The sequence below is a fragment of the Streptomyces glaucus genome, from assembly GCF_039533365.1.
Classification (GTDB): domain Bacteria; phylum Actinomycetota; class Actinomycetes; order Streptomycetales; family Streptomycetaceae; genus Streptomyces; species Streptomyces glaucus.
Map to the genome: position 1 here is coordinate 228574 of NZ_BAAATK010000004.1, position 16282 is coordinate 244855.

Below are 16282 nucleotides of genomic sequence, written 5' to 3' on the forward strand. Positions count from 1 at the left end.
GGTCTGTCGATTCGTGCTCTTCAGCGGAAGTACGGCGTCGGGTTCCTGACGGTGAAGGAGGCGCAGACGTCGGCCTGGTCGGAGCCGCGGAAGAAGCTTCCGCCGCGGCCGACGCGGCTGGATCCGTACAAGCCGTTGATCGACGAGATGCTGCGGGCCGACCTGGATGCGCCGCGCAAGCAGCGGCACACGGTGAAGCGGATCTTCGAGCGGCTGCTGGACGAACACGGTGCGGACGGGATCTCGTACCAGATGGTCCGTGGCTGCGTCGCCGACCGGCGTGAGGAGATCCGGGTCCGGGCCGGGCGGGGTGTGGTGGAAGCCTTCGTCCCGCAGACGCACAAGCCCGGAGCGGAGGCGGAGGTCGACTTCGGCGACGTGACGGTGCGGCCGGCCGGCGAGCTGGTGACCTGCTACCTGTTCGCGTTCCGGCTGTCCCGCCCGGGCAAGGCCGTCCACCGGATCTTCGCCTCGGCGGGGCAGGAGGTGTTCTTCGAGGGTCACGTCCACGCTCTCAACGTGCTGGGCGGGGTGCCGGCCGGGAAGGTCCGCTACGACAACCTCAGGGCCGCGGTCGCCCAGGTGCCGGGCTTCCCCCCGGCATCGCGTCGAGGCCGAACGCTGGGCCGCGTTCCGCTCCCGCTACGGTCTGGAGGCTCTCCACTGCCGGCCCGGAATCCGCGGCGCCCACGAGAAGGGCGGGGTGGAGGGCCAGATCGGCTGGTTCCGCCGCAACCACCTCGTCCCGGTGCCCGAGGCCGCGACGCTCGCCGAGCTCAACGCGGTGATCGACCGGTGGGACCAGGAGGACGAGAACCGCCGGATCCGGTCCCGTCCTCGCACGATCGGCGAGCACTTCGCGGCCGAGCAGCCGCTGCTGGCACCGCTGCCACAGGAACCTTCGAGACAGGCCGATTGTTCACCCTGCGGGTCGACCGCTACAGCCAGATCAGCGTCCGCACCAACCGCTACTCGGTGCCGGTCCGGCTGATCGGCCGGACCGTCCGAGCGATGCTGCACGCTTCCGAGCCGGTGGTCCACGACGGGCGGAACGAAGTCGCCCGGCATGAACGGCTGATCGCCAAAGGCGGCACCCGCCTCGAACTGGACCACCATCTGGAAGCTCTCGTGCGCAAGCCCGGCGCTCCGCCGGGAGCGACCGCGCTCGACCAGGCATGCCGGACACTGAGGCTGCCCACCATACGGTTCCGGTTCTCCGAGCTCGCCGAAACCGGCGGACGCGAGCAGATGTCCTACCTCGACTTCCCCTCCGAGCTCCTCCTGGCCGAAGGCGACGACCGCGCCCGCCGCCGCTCCGAGCGACGCATCAAGGCCGCCGACTTCCCCCGCGACAAGTCGTTGCGCAAGTTCGACTTCGACGCCAGCCCCAACATCGACCCGGCCATGGTCCATACCCTCGCCAAATGCGAACGGATCAGGAAGGGGCTGCCGCTCTGCCTCATCGGCGACTCCGGCACGGACAGGCCGCACCTGCTGATCGCGCTCGGCACAGAGGCCGCGATGACCGGCCACCGGGTCAAGTACGTCCTGGCGACGAAGCTGGTCGACGAACTGGTCGAAGCCGCCGACGAGAAGCAGCTGACCAAGACCATCGCCCGCTACGGCCGCGTCGCCCTTCTCTGCATCGACGAACTCGGCTACATGGAACCAGATCGCCACGGCGCCGAACTCCTCTTCCAGATCCTCACCGAACGCGAGGAGAAGAACAGCGTCGCCATCGCCTCCAACGAGTGCATCTCCGGCTGGACGAAGACCTCACCGACCCCCGCCTCTGCGCGGCCGTCGTCGACCGCCTCACCTTCGGCGGCAACATCATCGAAACCGGCACCGGCACCGGCTCCTGCCGCCTCGCCACCACCCGCGCCCAAGCGGAACGAGCAGCCGCCTGAGCGCAGTCAGCCTGCTCTATCGAACGGGCCCGCGTTCATCGACGATCACGGTCGGCTCCGACAGGAAGACATCCCGGCTGACGAGGCCGTAAGCGATGTTGAATGTGTCGAGCCAGTACGACCAACCGCGGATTCCCAGGGCGCTGGTGAACCGGTAGTTCAACTGCCAGCGGACCCACTGCCCGGGAAGCAGCCGAACTGCCGGCGGCCTGCGCGGCCGAGGTGGCAACCCGAAGAGCGGCTCCACCCGAGCGAGCACTCGGAGCCGATCACCTTCGTCCCGCAGGCTGACACCGATCTGGCGAAGGTCCTTCTGGCCCGAACGCGGCTCGAAACCATCACGCTCGGACATCTGGACGAAGTGGGCAGACCCGGAGGGCACCTGAGGCAACGAAAAGCCGACCGGCGCCGCGTTCCTGCGGGCAGCGGCCTCCCCGCCCCGAGACTGCTTCGTCCACGACGTCTTGATCCACTGCACCGTGATGTCCACCGCACCTGCCTTTCGCCGAGAGCCTACGGTCGACATCCGCTCGACGTCACCCGGGTTCCGACGCAACTGCCTGCTGCCAGTTCTCGGCGACATTCCAGACGGCCAGAGATCCGGACGCTCTCCGAAACCGCCGACAAGCGCTCTCCGATCTCACCTCCGCAGCCACCTCGTAGTCCGGCAGCCGTCTGCCACCAGGCCCCGACCAGGTCGCCCTTGGAGGCCGGGCGGGTACGGGCGAGCACGTGGAAGACGGAGGTGTGCCGCAATCGGGCGTGGGCGGGCGCATGCTGCAAGGATGTGGCCTGGTCAAGACCGGTCCTGCGGGCCCTTTCGACGAGCAGGACCGACCCGGTCCGGGAGACGACCTGGCGGCCGTCGTCCTGGACGCGGACACGGGGATGGGATCCGACAGAGTGCTTCACCTGGGAACTGCCTCCGGCGGTGGCAGGAACAAGGACCTCGGCAATTCTCATTCTTGCTGGTCAGAGGCGCTTCCTGCTTTCCTGGCCGCCTGCCGGACAGCCCGCCTCATGAAAGCGTGAGGCTAATACTCCAGTCTGACTTCGCGATCTTGCTGCGGATCCGGCTGGGAACGGGTACGGCCACCGCGTGATCATCGGTTGGTGTGTGGACAAACGAAGATCGTGCGGTGGCCGCAGGCCATAGCGCAGACCCTGCCCGCTGGCGGATGATGTCCGACCAGGCCATGGCCCGGATCGCGGGACGGTTCGGCCGGGTTGAGCCGCGGGCGAGTGCCCGCGCCTGTCTGCTCGGGCTGCTGTGAAGGCGGAGCGGAGGAACTGCTGGCAGCTGGCCGAACAGGCCGGCCATGCCCGACCCGGACCGATGCAGCGCCTGCTGCGCTACGCCCGCTGGGACGCCGATGCCGTCCGTGACGACCTGCGCGCCTACGTGGTCGATCACCTCGGCACCGACGGCGCGGTACTCATCGTGGACGAGACCGGCTTCGTGAAAAAGGGCCATGCCTCGGCGGGCGTGCAACGCCAGTACACCGACACCGCGGGACGCATCGAGGACTCCCAGGTCGGCGTGTTCCTCGCCTGCGCCACCGAGCGGGGACGGGCGTTGATCGACCGCCGGCTCTACCTGCCCGAGCACTCCTGGTGCCCCGATCACGGACGCCGCCGAGCGGCCGGGATCCCCGAGACGGTGCAGTTCGCGACCAAGCCCCGCCTGGCCGGTGAGATGATCGCCGCCGCGCTGGACGCCGGGATCACCGCCTCCTGGGCGACCGGCGACGAGGCTTACGGGCAGGACTCGCAGCTTCGTGGCGCCCTGGAGGCACGCGAAACCGGTTACGTGCTGGCCGTCGCCCGCTCAACGCGGGTGAGGATCAACCACGGCCGCACCGTTGTCCGCGCGGACACCGTCGCCGGCCGCCTGCCCGCCACGGCCTGGCAGCGGCACAGTGCCGGCAACGGCGCGAAGGGCCCGCGCCACTACGACTGGGCCTGAGTCCACATCGGCAGCGGCAGCCACCACCACCTGCTGATCCGCCGCAACCGGTCCACCGGCGAACTCGCCTTCTACCAGCGCTGGTCACCCACCGAAGTGACCCTGCCCGAACTGGTTCGCGTCGCCGGTGCCCGCTGGAGCGTGGAGGAATGCTTCCAGGCCGCCAAGGGCCAGGTCGGCCTGGACCACTACCAGGTCAGGCACCGGACCTCGTGGCACCGGCACATCACACTCGCCATGCTCGCCCTGGTCTTCCTGACCGCCCTCGCCGCCGACGCGGCCCCCGGACCGCCCGCAGGCACACACCACTTCCTCCGCGCCCGCGATCCGATCACGCTGACCGTCCCGGAGATCCGACACCTACTCGCCGCCCTCGCCCCACCAGCCATGACTGCGGCCCGGCTGCTGCACTGGTCCAACTGGCGCCGACGCCACCAGGCAACAGCTCGACGCAGCCACTACCGACGACGAAGTGCCGACGAACCCGCTGGATAGATCACGAAACCGCACTGGAGTACCAGACCTTAAAGCACAAATTGAGTGCCTGTTTCTGAACTCTGTGTCAGCAGGTCAAGGGGTGTCACTGGTGAGCTGACGCCCCGAGTCGCTACCGGACGAGGTAGCTCTCGATGTGGTCGATCACCGCTGACACGGCCTGCCGGTAGGCGGTGCTCGACCGGCGGACCTGGGACAGCAGCATGCCGCCCTGGATGGCGGCCAGCAGGGCGGTGGCGAGCGCGGCGGTATCGGCGCGCTCGCTCAGCTCGCCGCGTTCCTGCATGCGTGCGAGTCCCGACCTGATGGGGCCTTCCCACCGGTCGAAGGCGGAGACGAGTCTGGTCCGTGCCGACTGGTCGCTGTCGGCGAGTTCGCTGGCGAGCGAGCCGATCTCGCAGCCGCCTTCGCATCCTCTTGCGTCCTGCCGGTTCCCTGCCCGGTCGCACCACTCGCGCAGGGCCTCGATGCTGTCCAGGTTGTCCAGCAGCGGACGCTGCTGGGCGAGCCGGGTGTCCGTCTGGTGGTCGATGACCGCCAGGACCAGGCCCTGTTTGTCGCCGAAGTAGTGGTAGATCTGCGACGCGCTGACCCCGGCGGCCGCCTGGATGTCCGGGATGCTCGTGCCTCCCGCGCCGCGGTGGAACATCAGTTCCGCAGCGGCCTCGATGATGCGTTCGCGGGTCTTGCGGCCACCCTTGGTGAGCCGCTGCCTCTTCGACTCTCCGGCCTTCACTGGTGCGCTCATGTGCCCACGCTACCCAAGTTGGAATTGACATTCCAATCATGCTCCGTCGAAGATCCTGGAAAGGTCATTCCATACCGGGTGGCCGTCTCTTCGGCCAGGTGAGTGCCATGCCCCTTGACCCCCAGATCGAGACCCTGCTCAAGCAAGTGGCCGCAGGAGGCGGGCCGGCGCCCGAAACCCTGACGGTGGCGGAGAACCGCGCGTTCGGGCGCGCCTTCGGCGCCCTGGCCGGCGCTCCCGTACCGGTCGCCGACGTCCGGGACACCGCGGCCGCTGCCGACGGCCGCGACATACCCGTCCGTATCTACCGGCCTTTCACCGATCCGGATGCCGGGCCGCTGCCCGTGACGCTCTTCTTCCACGGCGGCGGGTGGGTCTTCGGCGACCTGGACACCCAGGACAACATGGCCCGCATCGTGGCCAGCCGCTCCGGCACGGTCGTGGTCTCCGTCGACTACCGGCTGGCACCCGAGCACCGCTTCCCGGCCGCGGTCGACGACGCCTCTGCCGCGCTGACCTGGGTCGCGGGCAACGCCCCGGGCTTCGGGGGCGACGGAGAGCGCATCGCCGTGTTCGGCGAGAGCGCCGGCGGCAACCTCGCTGCGGTTCTCGCACAGGAATCCCTGCGCCGCGGGGGACCTCGCATCACGCTCCAGGTGCTCGCCTACCCGGCGGTCGACCGGTTCGACGACAGCCCTTCGATGTACGAGAACATGACGGGCCCGGTCCTCTCCCGTTCCTACCTCGAGTGGTTCTGGGGCGCCTACCTCAGCACCCCGGACCAGGGCGCCGACCCGCGGGTCTCGCCTGCGCGCTGCGACGAACTGGCCGGACTTGCTCCCGCCGTCATCGTTACCGCCGAGAACGACCCCCTGCGCGACCAGGGCGACCACTATGCCCGCAAGCTGGCCGACGCCGGCGTGCCGGTCCAGCACCTTCCGGTCGAGGGAGCCGTTCACGGCTTTCTCTCGTTCACCGGCTCGGTGCGCCTTTCGCGGGACATACTGAACCAGCTCTCGGACGCTGTGGCCGCGGCCTTCAACTGACCCGGCCTGTGTGGCACCGCTCGATCAATCGGCGCCTGCCCTCCGCGGACGGCGGTGCGTTCGCATGGGTCATGTATTGATTCGCCTTCCGCGTAGGCCGGGGCTTCGCGGGACAGGACGAGGCAGTTACACGAGCACGTCTCGTCGCGTGTCGGCGGCTGCGTGTCGGTTGACGGCCCAGACCATGAGTGCGCAGAGGGCGAAGGCGGCGCCGAGGAGGCTGGATCCGGCCCACCCCGCGGCGGAGTACACCGCGGTGGTGCCGGTTGCTCCGACGGCGGAGCCGAGGGAGTAGAAGAGCATGTAGCCGCCGATGACGCTGCTCGTCCGGTGTGAGTATGCGGCCGTGAGCAGGTGTTGATTGCTGACGTGTACTGCCTGCACCGCGAAGTCGAGGACGATCACGCCGACGACGACCGCCCAGAGCGACCAGGACGCTTGGCCGGTCGCCGACCATGAAGCGGCCAGGAGCACAAGTGCACCTCCTGTGACGACGTTGGCGCGGCCGGCGTCGGCCCCCCGTCCGGCTCGAGAGGCGCCCAGCGCCCCGGCGAGCCCGGCGATCCCGAAGAGGCCGATCTGGGCCGTGCTCAGGTGCCATGGCTCGGCTCCGAGCGGCAGGGCCAGGCCGCTCCACAACACGCCGAAGGAAGCGAACAGGAAGAATGCGATCAGTCCCCGCGAGACGAACAGGCGCTCACGGAACAGGCCACCCAGCGAGATCAGCACCGCGCCGTACGTGGCCCGGACGTCGCGCGGGTCGGCTGGCAGGAGCTTCAGCACGAAGCAGGTGAGCGCGATGAGGAGCACGGCGAGTACCACGTAGATGCTTCGCCATCCCCAGAGTGCAGCGAGACCGCCCGCGAGCACGCGCGCTCCGAGAATGCCGATGATGACACCGGAGGTAACGGCGCCGAGTGTGCGGCCGCGTTCCGCTGCCGCAGACAGGTCGGCGGCGAAGGCCACAGTGGTCTGAACGACGACCGCGAACAAACCTGCGATGACCAGCCCGGCAAGCAGGAGCCACAGCTGGGTGGCGACTGCGGCCAGGGCCATGCCGACCGCGGCGAGGAGAAGATGCCCGGCAATGAGCTTGCGCCGGTCGAACATGTCCCCGAGAGGGACAAGAAGGGCCAAGCCGATCAGGTAGCCGAGCTGCCCCGTGGTGACGATCCATCCCAAGTCGGCTTCCGGCAGGCCCAGGTCATTGCCGATCCGGGCCAGTACGGGCTGCGCCACGTAGATCGTCGCGACCGCGACCGCGCAGATCACGGCGAACAGCATCCTCCGGCCGGACGCAGGACTCACCGCCACACCTCCAATGAGTAGCAAACTGCAACCAAAATGAAGGTACGGCAGAATGGTTTCGATCCGCAACTCTTCAGGAGGAGTGATGGCTCGCACAGCGCCCCGTGCCGAGGGGATGTCCTGGACCGATCCCGCCTGCCCCGTCGCGCGCACCCTCGACCTGGTCGGAGATCGATGGAGCCTGCTGATCATTCGCGACGCGATGGACGGTGCGCGAACATTCACCGACTTTCAGCACCGCACCGGAATCGCGCGCAACATCCTCACCGACCGGCTGCGACGCTTGGTCGAACGAGGGATCCTCGATCGGCAGACCGCCCCGACAGGGCGGCGACAGAACTACGTCCTCACAGAGGCGGGCCGAGACCTCTTCGCCGTCATCGTGGCTGTGCGTCAGTGGGGTGAACGGCACGCCTTTGCGCCAGGTGAAGCTCACTCGGTTCTCGTCGATGAAAGTGGTCTCCCGCTCCCGGAGCTGCGTCCCACCGACGCGCACGGCAGGCCCGTGGACGTCGATACGACCTCTGTGCTGCACGATCGCTGACACAAGGGAAGCCGCCTGACACTTCCGGCGGTCGGCGACATGTCCGGCCGGCAGCGCCGGGGCAACCGCGAGATGGTGGGTAACGCCTCCCGGCGGGTCACGGCGCCGTTGGCGCGGAGCGAGTTCGACTGCTGCGGCCCCGTACGGCCGGCGTCGACAACCTCCTGGCCCGCAACGACTAGCGGTGGCTGACCGTGCCGCGGCAGTTCTTCCGCTGGCCGTCGGGGCTCTCTGGACGGGGGTGCACTTCGAGGGCCCGAGCGCTGCTCAAGTTCCCGACTTCGGCGAGGAATCCGCGCGGAGACCGTCCGCGGACCCCGTGGCGCGCCAGCCGAGAAGAATCGTGCGGCACGCCTGTTCGGCGAGCCGTTGCGCCCGCTCGGTCCCGACGGTGTCGAGATGTCCGAGTGCGGCCATGCCGTGCAGAGTGCCCCAGAGGATCTCGCAGGCATCCGATTGATCAGGCAGGGTCACGCCATGCGCGTGAGACCACGCATCCAGCAATTCGGTGAGCAGGTCGATGGCGGGCGCCGCAGCACGTCGACGCTCATCCGCGTCGGTCACGGTGCCGTTCATGGCTTGGTAGAGGTGGGGGTGCTCGCCGGCGAAGCGGACGTACTGAGCGGCGACCCGCACGATGTGTCCGTCGATGTCCGATGCCTCGTCGACCCGTCTCAGCTCGGCCAGCAGCTGGTCGTAACCGCGTACGACCAGTTCCAGCACGAGCGCGTCCTTGTTGGCGAAGTGCTGGTAGACGATCGGCGCTGTGTATTCCATGTCAGCGGCGATACGCCGGATCGTCAGTGCCGCGGCGCCCTCGGACTCGAGAAGGCGCATGGCGGTCTCGACGATGCCGGCGCGGATGTTGGCCCGCTCGCGAGCGCGTCGTGTACTGCTCGGCATGTCCCGTCACTTCGCTTCGATGTGGCACTGCACAGTATCGCCCCGCTTGACGGTCGCGTCACCACGCCCTTAATCTAACGTTGGTAGAAAATCTAACAACGTTAGGAACGTGATGATTTACCACGTCAACCGCATCAAGCTCAAGGCGGATGCCCCGCCGGCGCAGGTGGAGGAGGCACTGGAGAGCCTGCGCAATCAGGGCCGGCAGGTGCCCTCGGTGAAGTCGTTCGTGGTGGGCCGCGACCACGGCGCCGATTTCGACTGGGGCGCCACATACGTCATCGAGGACCTCGACGGCCTCTGGGAGTACCTGACGCATCCCGCGACGCTGAACTCCGACAAGGTCGGCCTGCCCGTGGTCGAGCGACTCGACATCTTCGACATCAGCGACGACGAGGACCCCGAGCTGGCCGCGAAGATCGAGGAACTGCACCGGCGTCGTAACGAGCTGAGCCCCGAAACGCGCGAGATGCTGGCCGACGTACCCGCCTATCTCGGCGCGGGCCTCGAGGACGACCCCGAGAACTGATCGCCGGCCGGTCTCCGGCGGCTTGCACCCGTTGCCGGAGGCCGGCCGCCGCAAGTACGTCGAAGCGGCCCGGCCGTAGCGGCGTGCACCTGGGTCATGACAGCCGGAGCTGCCTTTCCTCTGGGCTTGGGAGCTGGTCAGGTGCTCCGGGCGGCTCGAACCGAGTGTCCGCCCGAGGAAGCGGAAGGTGTGCTCCAGGTCGAACGTGCGCATGAGAGCTGTGGCAAGCAGGCCCTGCTCACGTGGTGCACCTGCGCAGGACTACGAACGCTGCGGGCCCGGTGAACTGACCCACGTTGACGTCAGCCCGCCTCGACGCATTCCGCCGGCCGCACCGCTACAACACCCGACGCCGTCACTCACGCCTCGGGCACCACAGCCCGATCGCCTACGAGACAGCCGCCCGATCGACACCGACCACGCCCGCACCAGCCGCATGACCCGTGTCCGGAACACGGGGTCAAGGCCCCACCAACGTAGCCCGTGCTTCGCCTGACTCGGCTATCGAGCCATCCTGTGCCGGGGTGCCGGGGTGCCGGGGTGCCGGGGTGCCGGGGTGCCGGGGTGCCGGGGTGAAGGAACGGGAATACGGCCGGATCGCGATCGCGTTGCCGCTTCCGCGGTGGACAGTCGTCGGCGTCCGTCGTCGAGGACGTTGTGGCTGTTCGGGGCTATGACCGAGCTGCGCTGCGGCTCGTAGCCGGCGGTCCCGGTGTGGGCGGTCCCGTCGGGCGCCATGCAGGATTCCAGGTACAACGCGATGGGCCGTGGCCCGGCCCAGGGGGAGGCCGAGAAGGTGACTCTTCGTCAGTTCGAGTATGCCCTGGCTGTGGCGGAGGCAGGCTCGGTAACGGCAGCGGCGGAGTTGTTGCGTGTTGCCCAGCCATCGGTGTCGCAGCAGATTCGCGGCCTGGAGCGGGAACTCGGTGTGACGCTGTTCGCCCGTACGCCGGCCGGGCTGGTGCCCACCGCGGTCGGCCGCGCGTTCCTGCGGGACGCGGAGGTCGCGGTGCGGGCGGCGCGGCGGGCGAGGGCGACAGCGCGGGCCGGTGCCGAGGAACTGGAGGGTGAGCTGGTGGTCGCGGCGCAGATGGGCCTGGGCACGCGGCAGCTGCCGGGCGCGCTGAGCGCGTTGCGCCGCCGTTTCCCGCGGCTGGAGATCACCGTGTTCGAGGAGGCGAATCCCGCCGAGCTGGAGCGGCTGGCCCGCCGGGGAGTGGTGGACCTCGGCCTGATGGGCGGGCCGTGCAAGGAGGGCCTGTACGAGGGCCACCACCTCGGCGACGAGGAGTTCGTCGTGGTGCTGGGTCCCGAGCACGCGCGGCTCGCCGAGGACCGGGTCGAGCTGCGCGAAGTGGCGCGGGAGCCGTGGATCAGGTTCGACCACGGCAGCGCGCTCGACGGCGTGCTGCGGGACGTCCTGCGGGACAACGAGCTGGCTCCGGCCACGGTCGCCCGCGTGTCCCAGACGGCGACGGCGGTGCGCTGGGCCGCCCACGGTCTGGGGGTGACTCTCGTGCCGGCCTCCGCGGTGCCTCCCGGGTTCGAGCACCTCACGCGTCCCGTCGTTCCCGCCGTTTCCATGCCCACCGTCGCTGCGGTCCGGCCCGGCGCGGGCCCGGCGGAAATGGCCCTGCTGGAATTCCTGCGTCAAGAGACCTGGTACTACACCGGATTTTCCGGTAACCGGTCAGGGCCTGCTCACAGCTGGGTGGCGCCTCCGTCCACTACCAACTCGGCGCCCGTGGTGTAAGTGGCGTCGAAGGCCAGGAACGCCACTGCCCTGGCGACTTCTTCCGGAGTCCCGAAACGGTGCATGGGGTTCTCCGCGACCCGTTCCGCCTTGAACTGCTCTGCGGCCTCTTTGGGCATCGTCTTCTCCAGGATTCCCGTGTCGACCGGGCCGGGGCTGACCGCGTTGACGCGAATTTTACGCGGAAGGAGCTCGCGGGAAAGGCTGCGGGCCATGGAGCGCAGCGCTGCCTTCCCGGCCGCATAGACGCTGGACTCCAGCAGGCCCATGACGTTCGCGACCGAGGTTGTCAGGACGACGCCGGCGCCCGTGCTCAGCAGCGGGGCGAGCTTCTGCACGGTGAAGAAGGCACCCTTGACGTTGATCGCGAACGATTCGTCGAACATCTCCTCGGTCGTCGATACGAAAGGCGTGGGGATGGTGACGCCGGCGTTGACGAACAGGGCATCCACCGTGCCGAGTTGATCCCGTGCGTAAGCAGCCAGAGCGTCCAGGTCGGGGAGCGAGGCCACGTCGCCCCGGAAAGCCAGCGCGTGCTTGCCGAGGCGCTCCGCGGCGGCGTCGAGGGTGCTCTGGGAACGGCCGGTGATCACCACGCGTGCTCCGGCGTCCACCAGCAGCTTCGCCGTCGCGAAACCTATGCCACTGCTGCCGCCCGTGATCACTACGTTCTTGCCGCTGTATGTCTCGTTCATTTCCAAGATCCTTGCTTCTTCATTTCCTCGCCCAGTTCCTTGTCCCGCTTCATCGACGTCAGCCCACGGGGAACTCGCCGCCGTCCACCGTCAGGTTCCTCCCGGTCAGCCAGCTCGCCCGGGCCGATGCAAGGAACAGCACCGCGTCCGCGATGTCGTCGGGCCGGCCATCGCGCCCCAACGGAGGGACGATGTCGTCCTGGCCCGCCCCCTCCTGCAGGCTCCTGTGCTGTTCCCGCGTTGCCTCGCCGCCGGGGGTGGCGGTCCTGCCGGGAGACACCGCGTTGACCCGGACCCCGAACGGGGCCAGTTCCAGAGCCAGTCCCCGGCTGTAGTTCTGCAGCGCCGCTTTCGCCGCCGTGTAGTGCAGGAAAGCCGGTGCGGAGGTGGGGACGGCGGCCGAGGAGACGTGCACGACCGCACCCGAACGCCGCTCCCGCATCCCCGGAGTCAACAACGCGTCCAGTCGCACCGATGCCAGGTAGTTCAGATCCAGCTGGTCCTGCCACTCCTCGTCGGGGATGGCCAAGGCGTTCTTGAAGGGGCGCGCTCCACCCGCGTTGTTGACCAAGATGTCCACCCCGCCGAAGGCCTCCTGCGCGGCCTCGGCGACTGCCTTCACTCCGGCCTGCGTCCGCACATCGGCCTCCACGAAGACGGCGCCCTCCGGCACCGTGCTCGTCCTCGACCTGGCGGTCGTGAGCACCTCGGCGCCCGCGTCCAGGAACCGGCGCACGACAGCCGCGCCGATCCCGCGCGAACCGCCCGTGACCACGACTCGCTTTCCTGCAAAATCTCGCACTCGTGAATCAATATTGGCTGTGGTCATGCCGCTTGCCCTCTCAAATGCGAATCGATCCGCTCGGCGGTAAAGGGGAGACGTGTACGGGCGCTGATGCCGAAGAACCGCGGTACGCGTCTTGCCCCGTCGAGATGTCTCACCGTAGATCCGGAAAGGATGGGGAGGCAAAGACGGAAAATGAGCAGATGCTATAGGGGTTCCCTATGGGCAACCCGGTGTGTCGACGATCACGTAATTCCCCACGATCTGCGTGATCAGCGTCACGTAACTCCCCACCCCCGTGGTCATGACTTCCCACCGGGGCGCTGAGCTCTTTCAGCGTGGCCACTGATCGGGTGACGGGCTGGCTTCCCGCAACGCACGAGGCTCCCGTGCCGTTGGAGGAGGTGTTCTACGTCTCAACCCACCGGCGCGGGAGCCTCGTTGGTTGTCTGTCCTGCCGCACTCGACCTGCCTCACGCCCTGGTCGAGTGGGTCACCATGCTCATCGTCACCCGTGAGGGTGACCGCCGCTGCAGGCTCTCGCCGCACCAGCGTGCCCTGGTCGGCCTGGTGTACCTGCGTCGGCACGACACCCCGGCGCAGATCGCGGCCGGTTTCGGGATCTCGGTCGGCACCGCTCACGCCTACGTCGCCGCCGTCATCCATCACCTGTCCAAGCGGGCGCCCGGCCTGTTGCGGGTGCTGCGGGAGACCGATCCCGAGCACGTCCTCCTGGACGGCACGCTCGCCGAGTGCGACCGGGTCGGCGACGGTCGGGCCGACTACTCCCACGAACACCGCCGTCACGGAGTGAACGTGCAGGTCGTGACCGATCCCGCGGGCGGACTGCTGTGGATCTCACCTGCGCTGCCCGGCCGCACCCACGACCTCACCGCGGCCCGCACCCACAAGATCATCCGGATCTGCGAACGCCAGGGCGTCCCTGTCCTCGCCGACCGCGCCTACATCGGCGCCGGCCCCTGGGTGACCACACCGGTCCGACGCCCGCCCCGCCGAGAACTCACCCCGACCCAACGCACGAGGAACCGGGCACTGTCAGCGGCACGAGCACCAGTCGAGCGGGGCGTCGCAAGGCTGAAGTCCTGGCGGATCTTCCGCAGAGCCCGCTGCAGCCCCAACCGCCTGTCGTCAATCGCCGCAGCCGTCCTCACCCTGGAGCGTCAGCGCTGAAAGAGCTCAGTGAGTGGCCGGGGGCCGGACTTTCCGGAGCGCCAGGACCGGTCCTCGATCGGGCGTCGAGCGTCCGTCGAGCGGGGGACCGGTTCCGGCCGTCCGTCGTACGTCACTCGGCCGGTGCGTGCGTCACGTGACCGGTACGTGCGTCGTCACGTCGCCGGTACGTGCCTACACCGGTGCCGCCGCCAGGACGGGCACGGTCACCGTCCCCTGCTGCGCCGACGGCCGGGAGATCCGGCCGCGGCGGCCGGCGAAGACGTAGAGGCGCAGGACGAGGAAGCGGCCTGCGCCGGCGAGGCCGGAGGCGCCGAGGTAGACGATCTGCTCGGTCAGCATGCCGGGGGAGGGCTGCACCAGGTGCAGGACGTGCACGGCGACGCCGGTCGCCAGGTAGGCGGTGGTCGCCGAGCCTGCGGACTGCCAGTGCTCCCGCCATCCGGCGCCGCGCCCCTTGGCGAAGGTGAAGCGGGCGTGGAGTTCGGTGCACAGCAGGGTGGAGGCGACGGTGACGACCGCGTTCGAGAGCGCCCAGGGCATCGTCACCGCCAGCAGCGGTACCGCGAAGCCGGAGAGGACTCCGACGCCGCCACCGAAGATGACGAACCGTACGAAGGAGGCGACCGGGCCGGGGCGGGCCGGAGTCGCCACCCGGGGCTTCTTCGCAAGCAGCGACTTCATGGCGGCGTCCTTCCGGGAGTCGGGAGCTTCTACAGACTGCGGGCGGTGATGTCGCCGTAGGCGGTGGTGGCGTGGATGGTGAGACCGGCGGAGGCGCCGTCGGTGTTGTCGAGTGTGTTGCTGATGCGGCCGTAGGTGGTACCGGCGTCGAGGGCGGCGGAGGTGCCGCGGGCGGCGCCGACGGAGATGTCGCCGTGCTCGGTGCGCAGGGTGACGGCGCCGCGGACGGCCTCGTCGACGCGCAGGTCGCCCTTTTGGGTGCGCAGCTCGGCGGAGCCGCTCAGCCGGCCGACGGTGATGTCGCCGGCGAGGAGGGTGAGGCGGGCGTTCGCGGTCTCGTCGAGCTTGACCGCGCCCTGCGCGCCCTCGAAGGTGACGTCGCCGAGCCGTCCGACGCCCCGCAGTTCGGCACCGGCGGCCCTGGCCTCGACACGGGAGCCCACGGGGAGCTGGACGGTGACCTCGAGGGCTCCGGAGGGACCGAGGGTCCGGTTCCTCGCCGCCGGGGCCTTGATGCGCAGGACGCCGTCGGCGTAGGCGACCTCGGTCTGCTCGGCGGCCTGCACGTCGCGGCCCTTCGCGGCGTTCGCGGGCAGGATCTCGACCGTGGTGTCGGTCCGGTCGGCGGCGATGAACCGGATGTGTCCTGCCGGGACGTCGAGGACGGCCGCGACGGGGGCGGGGGTGTCGAACTTCTGCAACTTCCGCGTCGTGCTCTTGTTCTTCTGCATCGCGCACTCCTTCGGCCCGTTGTTTCTGATGATGGAAACGCTACGTTGCATTCATTGAGGCGGCAACACGCTCGTTGCGCCTGATGGACATATTCGCAGTTCATGGCCAGGAAATCGTTGCAATGGATCTAAAGCTAACGCAACGTCTTTCGTCCTGCTCGTTGCAATTGATTGAGGGTGAACGCTATAGTGGGGGCGCCACGGACCATGTGAGGAGACCGCGATGCCGGGAGGCAGGCTCACCCAGCAGGAACGCCAGCAGATCGCGCTGGGACTGGCCGACGGCCTCGCCTACGCGGAGATCGCCAGGCGCCTGGACCGCCCCACCTCGACGATCACGCGTGAGGTGATGCGCAACGGCGGCCCCACCGCCTACCGCGCCGACCTGGCCCACCGCGCCACCGAACGCCGCGCCCACCGCCGCAGGCAGACCGCGCCCCGGACCCCCGGGACGGCTCCGCAGCCCCACGGACGCGACGCCGAGGCGGTACGCGAGTACGAGGAGACGTTCACCACCGTCCTCATGGCCTCGGGCATGCCCAAAATGATGTCCCGGGTCATGGCCTGCCTCTCCCTCACCGACGAGGGCAGCCTCACCGCGTCCGAACTCGCCCAGCGCCTCCAGGTCAGCCCGGCGTCCATCTCCAAAGCGATCGCGTTCCTCGAGAGCCAGGCCTTCGTCCGCCGGGAACGCGACGAACGCCGCCGTGAGCGCTACGTCGTCGACGACGACGTCTGGTACCAGTCGATGATGGCCAGCGCCCGGTCCATCGCCCAGGTCGTCGAGATCGCCCGGCAGGGCGTCGGCGTGCTCGGCCCCGGCACCCCGGCCGGCGCCCGCCTGGAGAACATCGCCCGCTTCCTCGACTTCGTCTCCGAGAGCACCGCCCGCGCCGCGGAACAGGCCCGCGAGATCCTCTACACCAAGCTCGGAACGGCCTCGGACGGCGCCGCCTGAGCCACGTCGGGATCGCGGACACGGAGCCGTCTCGACG

14 protein-coding genes and 4 pseudogenes are annotated in these 16282 nt (G+C 69.0%); 9 read left to right on the forward strand and 9 right to left on the reverse strand.

What is annotated here, in order from left to right:
* Window positions 1-252 precede the first annotated feature (252 nt).
* Together ABD363_RS32555 and ABD363_RS05035 are read left to right on the forward strand one after the other, a co-directional pair.
* Window positions 253-1086, forward strand: a pseudogene (locus tag ABD363_RS32555) (Mu transposase domain-containing protein); the annotation flags it as partial.
* 30 nt (window positions 1087-1116) lie between these two features.
* Window positions 1117-1910 (forward strand): annotated as a pseudogene (locus ABD363_RS05035) (ATP-binding protein).
* Between the two features lie 16 nt (window positions 1911-1926).
* Here ABD363_RS05035 and ABD363_RS05040 read toward each other — a convergent pair.
* Window positions 1927-2400, reverse strand: a complete 474-nt coding sequence (locus ABD363_RS05040; protein WP_344600119.1) for a hypothetical protein — start codon at window positions 2398-2400, stop codon at window positions 1927-1929.
* 278 nt (window positions 2401-2678) lie between these two features.
* Window positions 2679-2822: pseudogene (locus ABD363_RS32560) on the reverse strand (IS1380 family transposase); the annotation flags it as partial.
* A 266-nt stretch (window positions 2823-3088) separates the two neighbouring features.
* On the opposite strand from ABD363_RS32560, the pseudogene ABD363_RS05045 reads away from it, so the two are divergent.
* Window positions 3089-4371: pseudogene (locus ABD363_RS05045) on the forward strand (IS701 family transposase).
* Between the two features lie 112 nt (window positions 4372-4483).
* On the opposite strand, the gene ABD363_RS05050 reads toward ABD363_RS05045, so the two are convergent.
* Entirely contained in the window at window positions 4484-5119 is a 636-nt protein-coding gene (locus tag ABD363_RS05050) for a TetR/AcrR family transcriptional regulator (protein ID WP_344600120.1), read from the reverse strand.
* Window positions 5120-5226: 107 nt separating this feature from the next.
* Here ABD363_RS05050 and ABD363_RS05055 point away from each other — a divergent pair, with 107 nt between their 5' ends.
* Entirely contained in the window at window positions 5227-6165 is a 939-nt protein-coding gene (locus tag ABD363_RS05055; RefSeq protein ID WP_344600121.1) for an alpha/beta hydrolase, read from the forward strand.
* Window positions 6166-6291: 126 nt separating this feature from the next.
* Here ABD363_RS05055 and ABD363_RS05060 read toward each other — a convergent pair whose 3' ends face one another.
* Window positions 6292-7449, reverse strand: coding sequence for an MFS transporter (locus ABD363_RS05060; RefSeq protein WP_344600122.1), 1158 nt, complete (start codon window positions 7447-7449; stop codon window positions 6292-6294).
* A 109-nt stretch (window positions 7450-7558) separates the two neighbouring features.
* On the opposite strand from ABD363_RS05060, the gene ABD363_RS05065 reads away from it, so the two are divergent.
* Entirely contained in the window at window positions 7559-8017 is a 459-nt protein-coding gene (locus ABD363_RS05065; protein ID WP_344600157.1) for a winged helix-turn-helix transcriptional regulator, read from the forward strand.
* 267 nt (window positions 8018-8284) lie between these two features.
* Here the strand turns inward: ABD363_RS05065 and ABD363_RS05070 are convergent, their stop codons facing one another.
* Complete coding sequence (locus tag ABD363_RS05070) at window positions 8285-8920, reverse strand: TetR/AcrR family transcriptional regulator (RefSeq protein WP_344600123.1); 636 nt, start codon at window positions 8918-8920, stop codon at window positions 8285-8287.
* A 112-nt stretch (window positions 8921-9032) separates the two neighbouring features.
* Here ABD363_RS05070 and ABD363_RS05075 point away from each other — a divergent pair, with 112 nt between their 5' ends.
* Both ABD363_RS05075 and ABD363_RS05080 read left to right on the forward strand, forming a co-directional pair.
* Entirely contained in the window at window positions 9033-9449 is a 417-nt protein-coding gene (locus ABD363_RS05075) for a Dabb family protein (RefSeq protein WP_344600124.1), read from the forward strand.
* Between the two features lie 796 nt (window positions 9450-10245).
* On the forward strand, window positions 10246-11202 hold the full coding sequence (locus tag ABD363_RS05080) for a LysR family transcriptional regulator (RefSeq protein WP_344600158.1): 957 nt from the start codon (window positions 10246-10248) through the stop codon (window positions 11200-11202).
* Here ABD363_RS05080 and ABD363_RS05085 read toward each other — a convergent pair.
* Entirely contained in the window at window positions 11151-11897 is a 747-nt protein-coding gene (locus ABD363_RS05085; protein ID WP_344600125.1) for an SDR family oxidoreductase, read from the reverse strand. The two genes, ABD363_RS05080 and ABD363_RS05085, sit on opposite strands and share 52 nt — an antisense overlap.
* A 58-nt stretch (window positions 11898-11955) precedes the next feature.
* Window positions 11956-12726, reverse strand: a complete 771-nt coding sequence (locus ABD363_RS05090; RefSeq protein ID WP_344600126.1) for an SDR family oxidoreductase — start codon at window positions 12724-12726, stop codon at window positions 11956-11958.
* Between the two features lie 396 nt (window positions 12727-13122).
* On the opposite strand from ABD363_RS05090, the gene ABD363_RS05095 reads away from it, so the two are divergent.
* The gene (locus ABD363_RS05095) at window positions 13123-13872 is read left to right on the forward strand and encodes a transposase family protein (protein ID WP_344600127.1); all 750 of its coding nucleotides are present in this window, start codon (window positions 13123-13125) and stop codon (window positions 13870-13872) included.
* Window positions 13873-14046: 174 nt separating this feature from the next.
* Here ABD363_RS05095 and ABD363_RS05100 read toward each other — a convergent pair whose 3' ends face one another.
* A complete protein-coding gene (locus tag ABD363_RS05100) occupies window positions 14047-14556 on the reverse strand; it encodes a GtrA family protein (RefSeq protein ID WP_344600128.1) in 510 nt (169 codons plus the stop codon).
* Between the two features lie 29 nt (window positions 14557-14585).
* Complete coding sequence (locus ABD363_RS05105; RefSeq protein ID WP_344600159.1) at window positions 14586-15257, reverse strand: DUF4097 family beta strand repeat-containing protein; 672 nt, start codon at window positions 15255-15257, stop codon at window positions 14586-14588.
* A gap of 253 nt (window positions 15258-15510) precedes the next feature.
* Here ABD363_RS05105 and ABD363_RS05110 point away from each other — a divergent pair, with 253 nt between their 5' ends.
* Window positions 15511-16245 (forward strand): GbsR/MarR family transcriptional regulator, encoded by a 735-nt coding sequence (locus ABD363_RS05110; RefSeq protein ID WP_344600129.1) that lies wholly within the window; start codon window positions 15511-15513, stop codon window positions 16243-16245.
* Window positions 16246-16282 lie beyond the last annotated feature (37 nt).